Consider the following 15,528-nt stretch of genomic DNA (forward strand, 5'->3'; position numbering starts at 1 on the left):
GAGCAGTCGTACCTCTCTCACCCCTTCTCCTGTCGTCCCCCCCCCCCCCCCCCCCCCTCCTCCCCCCCCCCCCCCCCCCCCCCCCCCCCCGGACCGTGGTGCGGGACGCGGAGGGCGTGGCGGAGGTGTTCGGGGTCGACGTGATCGCGGGAGCGCCGATGACCGTCGACAAGACGGTCGCGGTGTTCTGCGGGCGGGACCGGGCGGTGCACGATCCGCTGACCGCGGCGGGCGCGGCGCTGCGCTGGGCCGGCGCGTTCGGGGCGCTGCTGGCCGACCACGTCGCCGCGTGGGACCGGCTGTGGGCGCGTTTCCGCCTCGACGTCGGCGAGGAACACGTCTGGCAACTGCCGCTGCGGGTGCAGACCTTCCACCTGCTGCAGACCTTGTCGCCGCACACGGTCGACCTGGACGCCGGGGTGCCGGCCCGCGGGCTGCACGGCGAGGGCTACCACGGGCACGTGTTCTGGGACGAGCTGTTCATCTATCCGTACCTCAACCTGCGGCTGCCGGAGCTGACCCGGGCGCTGCTCGAATACCGGTACCGGCGGCTGCCGGCGGCCCGGCGGCAGGCCGCGGCCACGGGGATGGCCGGCGCGGTGTTCCCCTGGCAGAGCGCCACCAGCGGCCGGGACGAGAGCCCGCTCCGGTCGCCCTCCCCGGTCACGGGCCAGTGGCAGGACGACCGCACCGGCCGGCAACACCACGTGAACCTCGCGGTGTCCTACTCGGTGTGGCGGTACTGGGAGACCACCGGTGACCTGTCCTTCCTCACCGAGCGCGGGGCGGAACTACTGGTCGCGACCGCCCGCTTCTGGGCCGGGCTGGCCACCTACGACCCGTCCGAGGATCGCTACGACATCCGCGGCGTGCTGGGGCCCGACGAGTACCACGACGGCTACCCCGGCCGCGCCGGCCAGGGGTTGAACAACTGCGCGTACATCAACGTGATGGTGGCGTGGGTGCTCGCCCGGGCGGACGAGGCGTGCGCCCTGCGGGACCGTCACCCCGGCGCGGCGCCGTGGCGGATCGAGGCCGTTCCGGCCGGGGAACGCCGGCGCTGGACCCACATCGCCCGCCGGCTGCGGCTCGTCTTCCTGCCGAACGGGCTCCTCGCCCAGTTCGCCGGATACGGCGACCTGGCGGAACTGGACTGGGACCGGTACCGGCGGCGCTACGGCGATCTGCGCTTGCTCGGACCGCTGTTGCAGGCCGAGGGGGACGACCCGAACCGCTACAAGATCTCCAAGCAGGCCGACGTGCTCATGCTGCTGTACCTGTTCAGCGCCGAGGAGCTCACCGCGCAGATCCGTGGCATGGGCTACGACTTCGACCCGGCCCGGATCCCCGCCACCGTCGACCACTACCTGTGCCGCACCACCCACGGCTCGACGCTCAGCCGGATCGCGCACGCCTGGGTGCTGGCCCGTACCGACCGCCGTCGCTCGTTCCACATGCTGCTGGACGCGCTCGGCACCGACCTGGCCGACCCCGCGCACAGCTCGACCCGGGAGGGCATCCACCTCGGCGCCACCGCCGGCACGCTGGACATCCTGCAACGCTGCTACACCGGGCTGGAGGTACGCGGCGACGTGCTGCGCCTCAATCCGATGCTGCCGGAGGGCATGGACCAGCTCGACTGCGTGCTGCGGTACCGCAACCGGCTGCTCGTGCTGCACGTCGACCGCGAACAGGTGCGGATCTCGGCCAGCCCCGGCGCCGACCCGCCCGTTCCGGTGGCCGTCCATGAGCAGGTCCACCTGCTCGCCGCCGGCGCCACGGTCACCGTCCCCTTGCGGCGGCACGACCAGATCGGGGACGATCGCTCCCCCACCGAATCTTGACCCGACGAAACCGCAGGTCATAGGCTCCGGCAACCTTGAGCCCTTTCCCGGGAAGGGAAAAGAACCCATGGCCTCAGCGAAACGTCCGTTCTGGACGATCCCCACGAAGCGGCTCGCCGGTGCGGCCGCCCTCGTCCTCCTGACCGGCATCACGCCCGTGCTGGCCGGCTCGCCCGCAGTGGCGACCCCCGAGTCCGCCACCTGCGTCGACGACCCCACCGCCCACCTGTCCACCGTGCCCACCCCGGAGACCGTGCTCGGCTTTCCGCTCGGCGTCGGCCAGGAGCGGGTGGTCACCAACGACGAGGTCCGCGGCTACCTCGACGCGGTCGACGCCGCCTCGGACCGGGTGGTCACCGGCGTCATGGCGACCAGCGTGCTCGGCCAGCCGCTGCCCTACGCGATCGTCTCGAACGAACGCCACGTCCGGCCGGCCGCACTGCCGAAGGTCGCCGACGACATCCGGGACCTGCGGGACCCGCGCCGGACACCGGCCAGCAAGGCAGCCGGGACCGCCGACGACAGTCCGGCCATCGTCTGGGTGGCGGCGAACGTGCACGGTGGCGAGAAGAGCGGCACCGACGCGGCGCTCAAGACCCTCTACGAACTCGCCGCCGGGCTCTCCTGCGAGGTGGCCCGGCGCAACGACAACCTGGTCACGGTGATCGTCCCGACGCAGAACCCGGACGGGCGGGACGCGAGCCGGCGGCAGAACGAGTTCGGCTTCGACATGAACCGGGACTGGTTCGCCCGTACCCAGCAGGAAACCGACGGCAAGCTCGAGCTCATGCGGCGGTACCCGCCGCAGGTCTTCGTCGACGCGCACGAGATGGGCGGCCGGCAGTACTTCTTCCCGCCGAACGCCGACCCGATCCACCACGAGATCGCCGGCGAGGCGGTCGACTGGATCAACCGGATCGGCGAGGCCAACAAGGCCGGCTTCGGCTTCAACGGCGCCTGCGGCGGGGCCGTCACCACCGAGTGTTACTTCAACTACGCCACCTACGACCTGTTCTTCATGGGATACGGCGACACCGTCCCGGCCGCCGGGTTCGGCGCCGCCGGCATGACGTTCGAGAAGGGCAGCGCGTCCGCGGTCGCCGACCGGGTGCAGCAGCAGTTCCACACACAGTGGTCAACGCTGGGCTGGGCCGCGGCCAACAAGCACGAGCTGCTCACCGACTACTACACGATCTGGAGGGACGCGCTGGCCCAGGGCCGGGCGGGCGCGCTGGAGCCGAACGAGGTGGTCCAGCCCACCAACTCGGTGCAGTTCCCGGTGCCCGACCTGGCGATCCGGTCGTACTTCCTGCTGCCGGACCGGCAGCTCGCGGACGTGCGCCAGCTCGTCGAGCGGCTGCGCCGGATGGACGTCGAGGTGTATGAGGTGCGGGAGCCGACCCGGGTGCCCACCGCCCACATTTTCGGCGGGCGCACCGCCACCGACGTCACGGTGCCGGCCGGCGCGTACTGGATCCCGATGGACCAGCCGCAGAAGCACTGGATCCAGGCGATCCTCGGCGAGGACCCGTACGTGCCGTTCCCCTACTTCTACGATGTCTCGTCCTGGAGCAACCCGCTGCTGATGGGGGTGGCGGCCCTCTCCACCGGGGACGACGTCCGGCCCCCGGCCCGGCCGGTCGGCGGCATCGAGGGCGGCCGCACCGCGGCGGCGCCGGCCCAGGGGTCCTACGCGTACCCGCTGGACTCCGCCGCCGCGGCCGAGTTCACCTTCCGGCTGCTCGGCCGGGGCGTGCCGCTGGTACGGGACCTGGCGACCGGCGTCGTCGGCCTGCCCGCGGCCAGCCTGACCCGGGCGGTCGACGAGCTCGCCGAGTCCCTCGGGGTCACCCTGACGCCGATCGCCACGGCCGCCGCCGGCAGCCAGCTGGCCCGGCCGGACGTGGGGCTGTTCCAGGGGACCGGGATCTCCACCACCTCCGGCTCCCACGGCGAGGCCCGGTACGTGCTGGGCCGGCGCTGGGGGCTCGACCTGAAGCCGGTGACCACCACCGACATCAACGACAACACCCCGGCGTTCACCGACCGCACCGTGCTCCTGGTGCCGGACGGCAGCAGCGCCACCGGCGGCCTGACCGCCGTCGGGCAGGCCAACCTGCGGAACTGGATCGCCCAGGGCCACACCTACGTGGGGCTGCGCAACGAGGGCAGCCGGATGGCCCGGGCCGCCGGGCTCACCTCCACCACGGAGAAGGCGAAGCCGACCGGGTACCAGGTGATCGGCTCGCACCTGCGGGTCGACGTCGACCACGACAGCCCGGTCGCGCTCGGCCGGCCGGCGGAGGACTTCGAGTTCAACAACAGCGACTCGATCCTGACCCCGAGCACCACGGGCACGAACGTGCTCAGCTACCCGTCCGACGAGACCTTCTGGGCCAACGGCTACACCGTGCACGGCGAGGCGCTCAAGGGCACGGTCGCCCTGGTCGACGAGCCGACCGGGGCGGGCCGGGCGGTGCTGTTCGCATTCAATCCGCTGTTCCGGGCGTACAACGAGAACGGGCTGCACCTGATGGCCAACGCGCTGCTGTATCCGGGGGCCGACCCGGGCGCACGGACCGCCGCGCCGCGTACCGCGGACGTCCCGGCCGCCCGCGCCGCCGCCGCGGCGGCGCCGGTCGCCGCCGACCTGGGCGGCGAGTGGCGACCGATCACCATCGAGGTGGCCGCCGACGACCTGGCCCGGACCCGGACGGTGGTCAGCCGGTTCACCGACGAGGCCCGGGTGTCCACGGCGGACGGTTCGGCGTACCTGATGATCCCGAATCCGGAGGGGCGGCAGGCCGACGAACACCCGTTCCTCGGCGACCTGCTCCGCGCCCTGCGGGAGGCGCAGGTGCCGCTGCGGTCCGTGGTGGCCTGATCCGCGAGCCCGGTCCGGTCGGCCCGCAGGGGCCGGCCGGACCGGCGCGGAAAAAACGCACCGCCACCGGGGGGAGCCGGGTGGCGGTGCGTGGGTCGGTGGCGGATCAGGCCTCGGTGAGCTGGCCGCGCAGCTTCGTCAGCGCGCGGGCGAGCAACCGGGAGACGTGCATCTGGGACACGCCGACCCGCGCGGCGATCTCGCTCTGCGTCAGGTTGCCGTAGAAGCGCAGGGTGAGGATCTTCTGCTCCCGCTCGTCGAGCGTGGCCAGGGCCGGGCCGAGCGAGGCGCGCAGCTCCGCCAGCTCGTACTCGCTGTCGTCGGAGCCGAGGGTGTCGCCGAGTTCGGTGGCGCTGTCACCGTCACCGATCGGGGTGGACAGCGACACGGCGTTGTAGGCGCGGGCGCCTTCCAGGCCCTCGAGCACCTCTTCCTCGGTGACGTCGAGGTGGGCGGCGATGTCCGCGACGGTGGGCGCCCGGTTGAGCGTCTGGGTCAGCGTGCTGTTCGCCTCGGAGATGCGCAACCGCAGCTCCTGGAGGCGGCGCGGCACCCGGATATTCCAGGTGCGGTCGCGGAAGTGCCGCTTGATCTCACCGAGGATGGTGGGGATCGCGAAGCCGGCGAAGTCCACGCCGCGGGAGGCGTCGAACCGGTCCACCGCCTTGATCAGGCCGAGAGCGGCGGTCTGGGCCAGGTCGCCGGCCGGCTCGCCCCGACCGCTGTAGCGGGCGGCGAGGTGGTTGGCCAGTGGCAGCCACGCCTCGATGACCTGGTTGCGCAGCGCCGGCCGGCCCGGGTGCCCCTCGGGCAGCGCGGACAGGGCGGCGATCAGCTCGCTGGCGCGGGACTCCTCGCCGGTCACCGCGGCGCGGTGCACGTCGGTGGTCTTCGGCGCGATGGTCGTCGTGGTCATGCTGCCCTTCCTGTCCTGAGGAGAACGGGTGCCTCCCAGCACCGGTCGTGCAGTCACACTAGACCAAAGTCCGTCGGCCTATCAACCGAACGGACGATGGATATAACACCCATATAGGGACAATCACCCACTGAACGCGGACGGCAGGGTGCGACAGGGACCACAGGACGTGGCCAGAACCCCCTCCGGCGACGGCATATCCTCCGTGCCGTGGACCGCTGCGACGAGTGTCTGTTCGTCTATTCCCGCGTGCCCGGCGAGGCGCTGCCGGCACTCCTGCGCGGCCTGGGCGGGCGCTTCGCCGCCGCCCTCGCCGAGGTCGCGGACGTCCGCCGACGCCCGGCCCCACAGGTGTGGTCGCCGCTGGAGTACACCTGCCACGTCCGGGACGTGCTCCGCATCCAGGGCGAACGGCTCGCCCTGGCACTGCGCGTCGAGGAGCCGGAGTTCGTCCCGATGGGCCGCGACGAGCGCGCCGTCACGGAGCGGTACAACGACCAGGAGCCGGTGACCGTCCTGGCCGAACTCGGCACGGCTGCCGACGACCTGGCGGCCCGGTTCGCCGGGCTCGGCCCCGCGCAGCTGGGCCGGACCGGCGTCTACCCCTGGCCGGACCGGCAGGTCCGGACGCTGCTCTGGCTCGGGCAGCACACCGTCCACGAGGGTGAGCACCATCTGCTCGACATCCACCGCGCAACCGGCGCCGCCGCCGGCGGGTGAGCCGGCCGGTCAGCGGCGCAGCAGCGGCCGGTAGTCCGCGGCGGTGAGCGGCAGCGCGGAGAGCGAGCCGTCCGCGCGGGGCACCTCCAACGGCTGACCGTCGCGCCGGAACGCGACGCTGTCGACGTCCGCGCGCTGGGTCAACGTGCAGACGATCTGCCCGAAGGCGAGCACCTCGTCACTGCGGCCGGTCTCCTCGCCGGCCTCCCGTACGTCGACCGTCACGACCGTGCCGGTGGCGCTGGCCCCGGCGACGGTGATCGTGCCCGGCAGGGCGCTGGACAGGCCGCGTTCCCGTTCCGCGTCATCGGGGCCGGCGAGCAGGTGCTGCAGGTGGGTGTCGATACCGGGGACGCCGTCGACCCGGCGGGGGACGGCCGCCAGCCCGTCGTCCCGGACGAAGCAGAGGGTCTCGTCGACCCGCCCGTCGGGATCCGTGGTCGCAGTGCCCGTGGGGGTGGGGAACGAGCCGGGCGGGGCCGACACCGGCCGCGGCCGGTCGTCGACCGGCACGCCGCAGCCGCCGAGCAGCACGACGAGCAGGACGGCCGCGATCCGTCGGCGCATCACCGCACCTCCGCCAGCTCCACCCGGAACCGGGCGCCCCGCGGCTCCCGGTCGGCGACGGTCGCCCGCCCACCGTGCGCGGCGGCGTGCTGGGCCACCAGCGCCAGCCCGAGCCCGGTGCCGTCGGTGCCGGCGCGGGCGTGCGCGGCGCGACCGCGGACGAAGCGGTCGAAGATGACCTCCCGGTCGGCGTCGGGCACGCCCGGACCGTCGTCCTCGACGTCGATCACCCCGACCGCGCCGTCGCCGAGCGAGAGCCGCACGGCGACCGGGCCACCGCCGTAGCGGACGGCATTGTCGAGCAGGTTGTGCAGGATCTGCTCGACCCGCCGCCGGTCGACCCGCCACTCCGTCGGCGTACCGGCGGGCACCTGGACCAGGTGCATCGGCAGCGTGCGGGCCCGGCACGCCTCCCGGGCCAGCACCGCGACGTCCACGGTCTCCCGCTGGGCGGGCTGCTCGGTACGGGCCAACTGGATCAGGTCGTCGACCAGACGCTGAAACCGGGCCACCTCGTCGGCGACCAGGCCGGCGGCGGTCGCGGTCCGTTCGTCGTGGTGTTCGCGGCGGCGGGTCAGCACGCTGGCGGCGGCGGCGAGGGTCTGCAACGGCGAGCGCAGCTCGTGGCTGACGTCGGCGGCGAACCGGCGGTCCCGCTCGATCCGGCGCACCAGCTGGTCGACCATGTGGTTGAACGAGGTGGACAGCCGGGTGAGGTCGGGGTCGGTGGTGGGGTCCAGCCGGGTGGCGAAGTCGCCGGCGGCGATCCGCTCGGCCGCGTCGGCGACCGCGGTCAGCGGACGGACGCTGTGCCGGGTGGCGTACCAGCCGAGTGCGGCGCCGGCCCCGGCGACCATGATGGCGACGGCGGTCAGCGCCAGGCCCACCACCTGGAAGGTCTCCTCGACCTCCCGCAGCGAGGTCAGCTCGTAGTAGCCCACCCCGCCGGCGAGCGGGATGCCGACCAGCAGCGTCGGCTGCCCGTCGATCCGGACCCGCTGCACGCCCGGCCGACCGGAGCGGACCAGCTGTTGCAGCTCGACCGGGATCGCGCCGCCGCCGGTCTCGGCGGTGCGGGCGTACCAGCCGTCGGGCAGGTGCAGCAGGGGCCGGCGACTGCTGCCGGTGTCCAGGGAGCGGAGCACGGCCACCACGTCCGGGTCCTCGGTGTCCAGTCCCGACCGGACCACGGCGGCGTCGTACCAGGCGGCTCGGACGGCGGCGCGTTCCCGCTCGTCGAGCAGGGAACGGCGGGTCAGGTCGTAGGAGAACAGCGCCATCGACGCCGCGAGCAGCAGGGCGCCGACGGCGAAGGCCGCGGTCACCCGGGCGCGCAGTCCGAGCCGGGTCATCGTTGCAGCTTGTAGCCGAGGCCGCGCAGGGTGACCAGGTGGCGGGGGTTGGCCGGGTCGGGCTCGATCTTCTGCCGGAGGCGGCCGACGTGCACGTCGACCAGGCGCTCGTCCCCGGTGTCGTACCCCCAGACCCGGCGCAGCAGTTGCTGCCGGGACAGCACCCGGCCGGCGTGCTCGGCCAGCTCGCACAGCAGCCGGAACTCGGTGCGGGTGACCGCGACCGGCCGGCCGGCGCGGCGCACCTCGCCGGCCTCCGGGCTGACCTCCAGGTCGCCGAAGACCTGGGCGGGGACGGTGATCGAGCGACCGCGCCGGCGCAGCGCCCGCAGCCGGGCGGAGAGTTCCTTGACGGCGACGGGCTTGACCAGGTAGTCGTCCGCGCCGGCCTCGAGCGCGGCGACGATGTCGTGGGTGTCGTCCCGGGCGCTGACCACCACGATCGGGACGTCGTCGTCGCGGCGCAGCTGCCGGATGCACTCGAAGCCGTCAATGCCGGGGAGCATCAGGTCGATCAGCACGTTGTCCGCCGGAGTCTCCCGCTGCCGCCGCAGCCCCTCCTCGGCGGTGCCGGCCCCGTACGCCGTGTAGCCCTCCTCCTCGAGGGCGAGCAGCAGCGCGAGCCGGATCCGGTCGTCGTCCTCGATCACCAGTACGGCCGTCATGCTCGCATCATCCCCGGCCGGGCCCGGGTGGCCCAACCGTGTCAGCCGCTCCCGGTTTTTGTCACACAACTGTCACGGAACTGCGGGACGACCTCCAAGGTCCCTGGGGAGAGTGGTGGACGAACCTGCCACCCGGAGCTGAGGAGGAGCCGTGAACGGGACCACCCTCGTCGGCGCGCTCGTCGTCGGACTCGTCGTCGGCGCGCTCGGGCGCCTCGTCGTACCGGGGCGGACGGCCGCGCCGGTCTGGCTGACCCTCGCGCTGGGGGTGGCCGCCGCGCTGCTCGGCGCCATCGTCGTCGGCCTGGTCGGCGTCGACCGGACGCGACCGGCGGTGCTGCCGCTGATCGTGCAGTCCGGATTCGCCGCGGTGGCGGTCGTGCTGGCCGGGCTGGCGGCCGGCCGGCCGAGCCCCGACGGGTCGGCCGACCGGTCGGCCGGGGTGCCGCGGAGCCGGCCGGCCGGGCCCGGGACGGGCCGGAAGGAGTGGTCGTGACGGTCGTGCCGGCGGAGCGGTTGATGACCCTCATCTGCGACGGATGCGGCGACACGGTCACCGGCCCAGCGCGCACGCTGCCCGACGCCGAGGTGGTCTGGACGCTGGTGTTCGAGAACGACTGGGTGGGCTCGCCCTTCGCCTCCGGTCCGCACCACTGTCCCCGGTGCAGCCTCCCCGCCGCGACGGACGACGGCGGGCTCGGCGTGGACTATCTGGACGAGGTCGGCGACGACCCGGCGGCGCCGGAGGCCGACCCGGTCGACCCGGTACGCCGGGCCCTGGCCGAGACGGTCGTCCTCGGTGACCGGGAGCTGGTGGACCTGACGGAGGTCGAGGTGATCGACCCGGACGGGCTCGGGCTGCTGGTCCGCGCGCACCGCGACGCCCGGCAGCACGGCCGGCGGCTGTGCCTGGTGGCCCCGTCCCGGTTCGTGCTGACCGTGCTGCACACCATGCGACTGGACGGGGTGTTCCCCGTCTTCGACAGCCGTACCCGGGCGTTGAGCGGGTCGGCCGAGCCGGTCGCCCCCGACCCGCACTGACCCGACGTCCGGTCGGCACCGGCCGGACCCCGCCCCGCCCGCCGAAGGAGATCCCCGTGGTGATGCCCTGGCCGTATCCCGAGTTCCCGTTCACCGGCGACGAGCCGGAACCCGACGACGAGGACGTGCGCCTCGCCGCCCTGGTCGCGCAACGGCTGAGCATCGACTGGACCACGCGCCGGCAGCGCATCGCGGTCAGCGTGCAGAACCGGGTGGTGATCCTGAGCGGGACGGTCGCCGACCGGCAGGCCCGGCAGGCCGCAGTCGAACTCGCCTGGGACGTCCCAGGCGTCTTCGACGTCTGCAACGCGCTGGGCCTGTACGGCGGGCGCCGCGAGAGCCGGTGAGCCGCGGCGGCACCGGCGGGCGTGGTTGCATCGACGGGTCACTGCCCTCTACCCTCTCCGTGGGAGCGCTCCCGAGGCTGCCGCGTCGGACTTTCCGGGCGAGTTCACGACGGGCACCGTCCAGCCACCACCACCCTCCAGATGGGACGATCCCGCATGATCCCGATTCCCCGCCCGTCCCGGCGCGAGCTGCTCGTGGGCGGCGCCGTCGGCGCGCTGGCCCTGGCCGCGACCGCCGTGCTACCGATGACGAACGCCATGGCGGCCACCGGCTGCGCCGTCACCTACACCACCAGTTCCTGGCAGGGCGGGTTCACCGCCACCGTGACCATCAAGAACCTCGGCGACCCGGTGACCGGCTGGACCCTCGGCTTCACCTTCCCCGACGCGGGCCAGCGGGTCGTCCAGGGCTGGTCGGCGACGTACCAGCAGAGCGGCAGCGCGGTCACCGCGCACAGCCTGGACTACAACGGCGCGCTGGCCGACGACGCCAGCACCACCATCGGGTTCAACGGCGCGTGGACCGGCGCCAACCCGTCCCCGACCTCGTTCACCCTGAACGGCACCACCTGTACGGGCGCGACGACCCCCACCACGCCACCCCCGAGCACCACTCCCCCGCCCACCACGCCGCCGCCGACCACGCAGCCACCGACGACCCCGCCGCCCACCGGCACCACGCCGGTCGCCGTCAACGGCCAGCTGCGGGTCTGCGGGGTCAACCTCTGCAACCAGTACGGCCGGCCGATCCAGCTGCGCGGCATGAGCACCCACGGGTTGCAGTGGTTCGCCCAGTGCTACAGCGACGCGTCGCTGGACGCCCTGGCCGACGACTGGCAGGCCGACCTGCTGCGCATCTCGATGTACGTGCAGGAACAGGGCTACGAGACCAACCCGACCGGCTTCACCAACCAGGTGAACACGCTGGTGGACAAGGCGGAGGCGCGCGGCCTGTACGCGCTGATCGACTTCCACACGCTGACGCCGGGCGACCCGATGTACAACCTGGACCGGGCGAAGACCTTCTTCGCCGCGGTGTCGGCCCGCAACGCCGCCAGGAAGAACGTGATTTACGAGATCACCAACGAGCCCAACGGCGTGAGCTGGTCGACCATCAGGAACTACGCCGAGCAGGTCATCCCGGTGATCCGGGCCAACGACCCGGACGCGGTGGTCATCGTCGGCACCCGGGGCTGGTCCTCGCTGGGGGTCTCGGAGGGGAGCAACTCCGACGAGATCGTCAACAACCCGGTGCGGGCCGACAACATCATGTACACGTTCCACTTCTACGCGGCGTCGCACAAGGACAACTACCGCAACGAGGTGCAGCGGGCCGCATCCCGGCTCCCGCTGTTCGTCACCGAGTTCGGCACGGTCACCTACACCGGTGACGGCGCGGTCGACACGGCCAGCAGCACGGCCTGGCTCGACCTGCTCGACCGACTGAAGATCAGCTACGCGAACTGGACGTACTCCGACGCGAGCGAGGGCAGCGCCGCGTTCAAGCCGGGCACCTGCTCCGGCGGCACGTACGCCGGCACCTCGGTGCTGACCGAGTCGGGCACCTTCATGCGCAACCGCATCCGTACCCCGGACAACTTCCCGACGTCCTGAGCGGGCGCCGGCGGCGGCCCTCCCCAGGCGGGCCGCCGCCGGCCCTCACCGCTCGATCAGGCCGGCCCGCGCCCAGAGCAGCCGGCCCGGCCCGGACACCAGGCCCAGGCCGGTCAGGTGATCGAGCACCCGCTGCGCTGACCAGCGCAGCGTCGCCCGCCAATGCGGGTTCGCCCTGGCCGCGGCCCGGCCGACCGCGGGCGAGATGCCCACCGCCGCGTACGCCTGCGGGTGCACCAGGCGGCGGGTGACGGAGTACGCGGCGCGGCCGATGACCAGCCGCGCGTAGCCGAGGGCGAGCGGGCCGGCGGCCTCGACCTGGCGGGTCAGCTCGTCCCGGGCGAAGCGCACGTGGCGGGCCTCCTCCACCACGTGGATCCGGGACACCATCCGGATCAGCGGCTGGAGCGACTCGTCGGCCATGATCTCGCGCTGGAACGCGTCGAGGATCTCCTCGGCGATGAGGATGGCCGCGTACATCTGCGGGCCGGTGGCGGTGGCCTTGAGCCACCGGCCGAGGAGATGGTCGACCGGGTCGGCCCGGTAGACCGGGCAGCCGGTCGCCTCGATGAGCCGGCCGAACATGATGGAGTGGCGGCACTCGTCGGCGACCTCGGTCAGCGCGTACTGGGCGTGCCGGCTGGTCGGGTCGGCGTCGTAGTAGTGCCGGACCAGCAGCTGCATGAGGATCGTCTCGAACCAGATCCCGGCGCTGGCCGCGCTGGCCACCTCGTGCCTGGTCAGCTCGATCCGCTGCTCCTCGCTCAGCCCGTCCCACAGCGGGGTGCCGTAGAGGCTGCTGTGCTGCGGCGGCAGCCAGTACGCCCCCGGCCGGTGCGGCGCCGACCAGTCGATCTCGACGGTGGGGTCGTAGCTGGTGCGCACCGAGGCGGTGAGCAGCCGGGTGGCGACCTTCTCGCGCGCAGGGCCGCTTTCCATGACCCCTCCCAGTTGACGTAACTTCCGGTAACTGTTACGAGTGGTAGCATGCAACGCACCTCCACCGATGTCAATGGATCCGGCACCCCGCCCGCGCCGCCCCCCGGCCGGCGCACCGGGCGCCGGGACCGCTGGGCCGAACATCGCGAGCAGCGCCGGCAGGAGCTGATCGGGGCCGCCGTGCAGGCGTTGCTCCGGCACGGCCCGCAGGTGGACATGGACCAGGTGGCGGCCACCGCAGGGGTGACCAAGCCGGTCCTCTACCGCTACTTCGCCGACAAGTCCCAGCTCTGGCTCGCGGTCAGCGAGGTGGTGGCGGCCCGGGTCGTGGACACCGTCGCCCCGGCCGTCGAGCGGGTCCGCGAGGAGCGGGCACTGGTCGAGGCGACCATCGACGCGTACCTCGGGATCATCGAGTCGGAGCCGACGCTCTACCGCTTCCTCCTGCACCAGGCCGGCGACCCGGGCATCCACCAGGTCGTCGCCGGCACCAGCCGGCAGGTCGCCACCGGTCTGGCCCGGGTGATCGGCGACCGGCTGCGCGCCCTCGGCCTGGACGCCGGCCCCGCCGAGCCGTGGGCGTACGGCCTGGTGGGGTTCGTGCAGGCGGTCGGCGACTGGTGGACCACGCACGGCCAGCCGATCCGCCGGGCCGCGCTCACCGACTACCTGACCACCCTGCTATGGAGCGGCATCGAGGGCGTGCGGCGCGGCGCCGACCTGCCCCCGGAGCTGACCCGCGCGCACGAACGGATCGACCGGTGAGCTGGCACGGCCCGGCGTGGATCGCCGACACCGAGGTACGGCTGCACGGAACCGGACGCTGGGAACCGGTCGACGGCCGCTACCACTGGGCCGGCCGGATCGAGCCGGAGCCCCGGATCGTCCGGCTGCTCCGGTCCGGGCGCCGCGACGTGACGGTACGCGTCGGGGACCGGACCGCCCCGGGCCGGCTGGTCGAGGTCGACCCGTGGGGCGGGGCCCGGATCACCGGGGTCGGCGCGCCACCGTGGCCACCGGAGGCGGACGAGGGCTGAGCGGCGGGCGTACCGTTTCCCGTCGGTGAAGGGAGGCGGGGCGTGACGCCACCGACGGCCACGGTGCTGCTGGTGTTCGGCCGCGGCCTGGTGGCGGACGACGACGGCTACCGGCTCAGCGCGGAGAGCGCGGCCCGGGTCGACGCGGCGATCGGGTACGTGACCGCGCACGCGGACGTGTTCCGGCGGGCCGCCGCGCCCCGGATCGTCTGCACCGGAGGGTGGCCGCACGGCTTCCCGGAGGCGGCGTGCCCGCCGGCGGGCTGCCGGGAGGGCGAGCTGATGCTGGCCCGGGCCCGGGCCGCCGGCCTCGACCGGTACGCGCGGCTGCACGCCGAGTCCCGCTCCCGGACCACCCTGCAGAACCTGGTCCACACGGTCCAGGACGGTCTCCTCGCCGACCGGACGTTCGACCCGACCCGGCCCCTCGGGCTGGTCTCGCACCCCTGGCACCTGCCCCGGGTCCGGTTCCTCGCCGGCAAGGTCCTCGGCCTGTCCGGCCCGGCGCTGCTCGACATCCCGACGCCCGGCGATGCGGCGGGGCGGGCCTGGCGACGCGAGCGCGCGCTACGGGTCGCCGCGCGCCTGGGCTACCTCGGCGTGCACGCCCCGACCGACCTGCTGCGCCGGGAGCACCGCATCGCCCGGCTCCTCGGTGGACGGCGGCGCGGGGCAGGTGGGTGATTGGCGTGCCGGCCCCCCGGGTACAGCCGACGGCGATCAGCCCGGCGGGCGGCGCTGATCGCCGCCGGCGACCGTGCCGCGGCAGCCACGGTGCGGGAGGTTCCGTGATCGTTCTGGTGCCGGTGTACCGGCCGGGCAAGCACCTGCTCCACCTCCTCGACGACCTGGCCGAGGCCACCCGCGGCTGGCATCCAGTGGTGGTCGACGACGGCAGTGGACCGGAGGCCGGCGACGTCCTCGACGCCGCCCGCGAGCGGGGCGGCACGGTGCTGCGCCGCCGGGTCAACCGGGGCAAGGGCGTGGTGCTGAAGACCGGCTTCCGGTACGTCGCCGTTGCCCATCCCGGGCGGGACGTGGTCTGTGTGGACGCCGACGGCCAGCACCGGAGCGGGGACGTCGTCCGGGTGGTCGACCGGATGCGCGACACCCGCACCCTCACCCTCGGGGTACGCCGGTTCGACGGCGACGTGCCGTTGCGCAGCCGGATCGGCAACGCGCTCACCCGGGACGTGTTCCGCCTCGCCACCGGGGTGCCGGTGCGGGACACCCAGACCGGGCTGCGGGCGTACCCGGCCGGGCTGCTCGACTGGCTCGGGTCCATCCCGGGCGAGCGGTTCGAGTACGAGATGAACGTGCTGCTGTACGCGACCCGGGCCGGCCACCCGATCGCGCAGGTGCCGATCGCCACCCACTACCAGGGCGACAACGCCTCCTCGCACTTCTCGGCGCTGGCCGACTCGGTCCGGATCTACGGTCCGCTGCTGCGGTTCGCCGCCGGCCGGCTGCTGGGCGCCGGCGCGCACCGGGCGGTCCCGTCGCCTGCGACGGCGCGGGGGGGGGGGGGGGGGGGGGGGGGGGGGGGAGGAGGGGGGAGGGGGGGGGGGAGAGGGGGGGCGGGGGGGGGGGGGGTGTCGGGTT

The 15,528-nt window shown here is 73.7% G+C and carries 16 protein-coding genes; 11 read left to right on the forward strand and 5 right to left on the reverse strand.

From position 1 onward, the window contains the following. Positions 1–98: 98 nt before the first annotated feature. Together ACZ6S5_RS33870 and ACZ6S5_RS33875 are read left to right on the forward strand one after the other, a co-directional pair. Complete coding sequence (locus ACZ6S5_RS33870; protein WP_466006369.1) at positions 99–1,844, forward strand: glycosyl hydrolase family 65 domain-containing protein; 1,746 nt, start codon at positions 99–101, stop codon at positions 1,842–1,844. 67 nt (positions 1,845–1,911) lie between these two features. After that, the gene (locus ACZ6S5_RS33875) at positions 1,912–4,728 is read left to right on the forward strand and encodes a M14 family zinc carboxypeptidase (protein WP_466006370.1); all 2,817 of its coding nucleotides are present in this window, start codon (positions 1,912–1,914) and stop codon (positions 4,726–4,728) included. A gap of 106 nt (positions 4,729–4,834) precedes the next feature. Here the strand turns inward: ACZ6S5_RS33875 and ACZ6S5_RS33880 are convergent, their stop codons facing one another. Beyond that, positions 4,835–5,644: a SigB/SigF/SigG family RNA polymerase sigma factor gene (locus ACZ6S5_RS33880; protein WP_466006371.1), complete on the reverse strand. Its 810-nt coding sequence runs from the start codon at positions 5,642–5,644 to the stop codon at positions 4,835–4,837. A 210-nt stretch (positions 5,645–5,854) separates the two neighbouring features. On the opposite strand from ACZ6S5_RS33880, the gene ACZ6S5_RS33885 reads away from it, so the two are divergent. Next, positions 5,855–6,364, forward strand: coding sequence for a DinB family protein (locus ACZ6S5_RS33885; protein WP_466006372.1), 510 nt, complete (start codon positions 5,855–5,857; stop codon positions 6,362–6,364). 9 nt (positions 6,365–6,373) lie between these two features. Here ACZ6S5_RS33885 and ACZ6S5_RS33890 read toward each other — a convergent pair whose 3' ends face one another. Genes ACZ6S5_RS33890 through ACZ6S5_RS33900 form a run of 3 tightly spaced genes read right to left on the reverse strand, consistent with a single transcriptional unit; the run spans position 6,374 to position 8,948 of the window. Further along, positions 6,374–6,931, reverse strand: coding sequence for a GerMN domain-containing protein (locus tag ACZ6S5_RS33890; protein WP_466006373.1), 558 nt, complete (start codon positions 6,929–6,931; stop codon positions 6,374–6,376). Further along, positions 6,931–8,283 carry a sensor histidine kinase gene (locus ACZ6S5_RS33895; protein ID WP_466006374.1) on the reverse strand — a complete coding sequence of 451 codons (1,353 nt, stop codon included), beginning with the start codon at positions 8,281–8,283 and terminating at the stop codon, positions 6,931–6,933. The genes ACZ6S5_RS33890 and ACZ6S5_RS33895 overlap by 1 nt, the downstream gene beginning before the upstream one ends. Next, on the reverse strand, positions 8,280–8,948 hold the full coding sequence (locus tag ACZ6S5_RS33900) for a response regulator transcription factor (RefSeq protein ID WP_466006375.1): 669 nt from the start codon (positions 8,946–8,948) through the stop codon (positions 8,280–8,282). Before ACZ6S5_RS33900 ends, ACZ6S5_RS33895 begins: the two co-directional genes overlap by 4 nt. A 151-nt stretch (positions 8,949–9,099) precedes the next feature. Here ACZ6S5_RS33900 and ACZ6S5_RS33905 point away from each other — a divergent pair, with 151 nt between their 5' ends. From ACZ6S5_RS33905 to ACZ6S5_RS33920, 4 genes are all read left to right on the forward strand, one after another. Continuing rightward, positions 9,100–9,444 (forward strand): hypothetical protein, encoded by a 345-nt coding sequence (locus tag ACZ6S5_RS33905; RefSeq protein WP_466006376.1) that lies wholly within the window; start codon positions 9,100–9,102, stop codon positions 9,442–9,444. Next, positions 9,441–9,989 (forward strand): STAS domain-containing protein, encoded by a 549-nt coding sequence (locus ACZ6S5_RS33910; protein ID WP_466006377.1) that lies wholly within the window; start codon positions 9,441–9,443, stop codon positions 9,987–9,989. Before ACZ6S5_RS33905 ends, ACZ6S5_RS33910 begins: the two co-directional genes overlap by 4 nt. A 56-nt stretch (positions 9,990–10,045) precedes the next feature. After that, positions 10,046–10,336: a BON domain-containing protein gene (locus ACZ6S5_RS33915; protein WP_466006378.1), complete on the forward strand. Its 291-nt coding sequence runs from the start codon at positions 10,046–10,048 to the stop codon at positions 10,334–10,336. Between the two features lie 156 nt (positions 10,337–10,492). Further along, a complete protein-coding gene (locus ACZ6S5_RS33920; protein WP_466006379.1) occupies positions 10,493–11,950 on the forward strand; it encodes a cellulase family glycosylhydrolase in 1,458 nt (485 codons plus the stop codon). Positions 11,951–11,995: 45 nt separating this feature from the next. Here the strand turns inward: ACZ6S5_RS33920 and ACZ6S5_RS33925 are convergent, their stop codons facing one another. Continuing rightward, positions 11,996–12,889 carry an AurF N-oxygenase family protein gene (locus ACZ6S5_RS33925; RefSeq protein WP_466006380.1) on the reverse strand — a complete coding sequence of 298 codons (894 nt, stop codon included), beginning with the start codon at positions 12,887–12,889 and terminating at the stop codon, positions 11,996–11,998. Positions 12,890–12,937: 48 nt separating this feature from the next. Here ACZ6S5_RS33925 and ACZ6S5_RS33930 point away from each other — a divergent pair, with 48 nt between their 5' ends. The 4 genes from ACZ6S5_RS33930 to ACZ6S5_RS33945 all read left to right on the forward strand — a co-directional run. After that, the gene (locus ACZ6S5_RS33930) at positions 12,938–13,654 is read left to right on the forward strand and encodes a TetR family transcriptional regulator (protein WP_466006381.1); all 717 of its coding nucleotides are present in this window, start codon (positions 12,938–12,940) and stop codon (positions 13,652–13,654) included. Beyond that, positions 13,651–13,926: a DUF4873 domain-containing protein gene (locus ACZ6S5_RS33935; protein WP_466006382.1), complete on the forward strand. Its 276-nt coding sequence runs from the start codon at positions 13,651–13,653 to the stop codon at positions 13,924–13,926. The genes ACZ6S5_RS33930 and ACZ6S5_RS33935 overlap by 4 nt, the downstream gene beginning before the upstream one ends. Positions 13,927–13,968: 42 nt before the next feature. After that, entirely contained in the window at positions 13,969–14,610 is a 642-nt protein-coding gene (locus ACZ6S5_RS33940; protein WP_466006383.1) for a YdcF family protein, read from the forward strand. A 104-nt stretch (positions 14,611–14,714) separates the two neighbouring features. Continuing rightward, positions 14,715–15,528: glycosyltransferase family 2 protein (locus ACZ6S5_RS33945; RefSeq protein WP_466006384.1), on the forward strand; the 814-nt coding region annotated here is incomplete at its 3' end.

The sequence above is a fragment of the Micromonospora sp. NPDC051924 genome, assembly GCF_055586005.1.

Coding starts and splice junctions, on each gene's coding strand:
- ACZ6S5_RS33875 (WP_466006370.1), top strand. CDS start 1,912: ATGGCCTCAGCGAAACGTCCGTTCTGGACGATCCCCACGAAGCGGCTC.
- ACZ6S5_RS33920 (WP_466006379.1), top strand. CDS start 10,493: ATGATCCCGATTCCCCGCCCGTCCCGGCGCGAGCTGCTCGTGGGCGGC.
- ACZ6S5_RS33880 (WP_466006371.1), bottom strand. CDS start 5,644: ATGACCACGACGACCATCGCGCCGAAGACCACCGACGTGCACCGCGCC.
- ACZ6S5_RS33890 (WP_466006373.1), bottom strand. CDS start 6,931: ATGCGCCGACGGATCGCGGCCGTCCTGCTCGTCGTGCTGCTCGGCGGC.
- ACZ6S5_RS33930 (WP_466006381.1), top strand. CDS start 12,938: ATGCAACGCACCTCCACCGATGTCAATGGATCCGGCACCCCGCCCGCG.
- ACZ6S5_RS33925 (WP_466006380.1), bottom strand. CDS start 12,889: ATGGAAAGCGGCCCTGCGCGCGAGAAGGTCGCCACCCGGCTGCTCACC.
- ACZ6S5_RS33895 (WP_466006374.1), bottom strand. CDS start 8,283: ATGACCCGGCTCGGACTGCGCGCCCGGGTGACCGCGGCCTTCGCCGTC.
- ACZ6S5_RS33900 (WP_466006375.1), bottom strand. CDS start 8,948: ATGACGGCCGTACTGGTGATCGAGGACGACGACCGGATCCGGCTCGCG.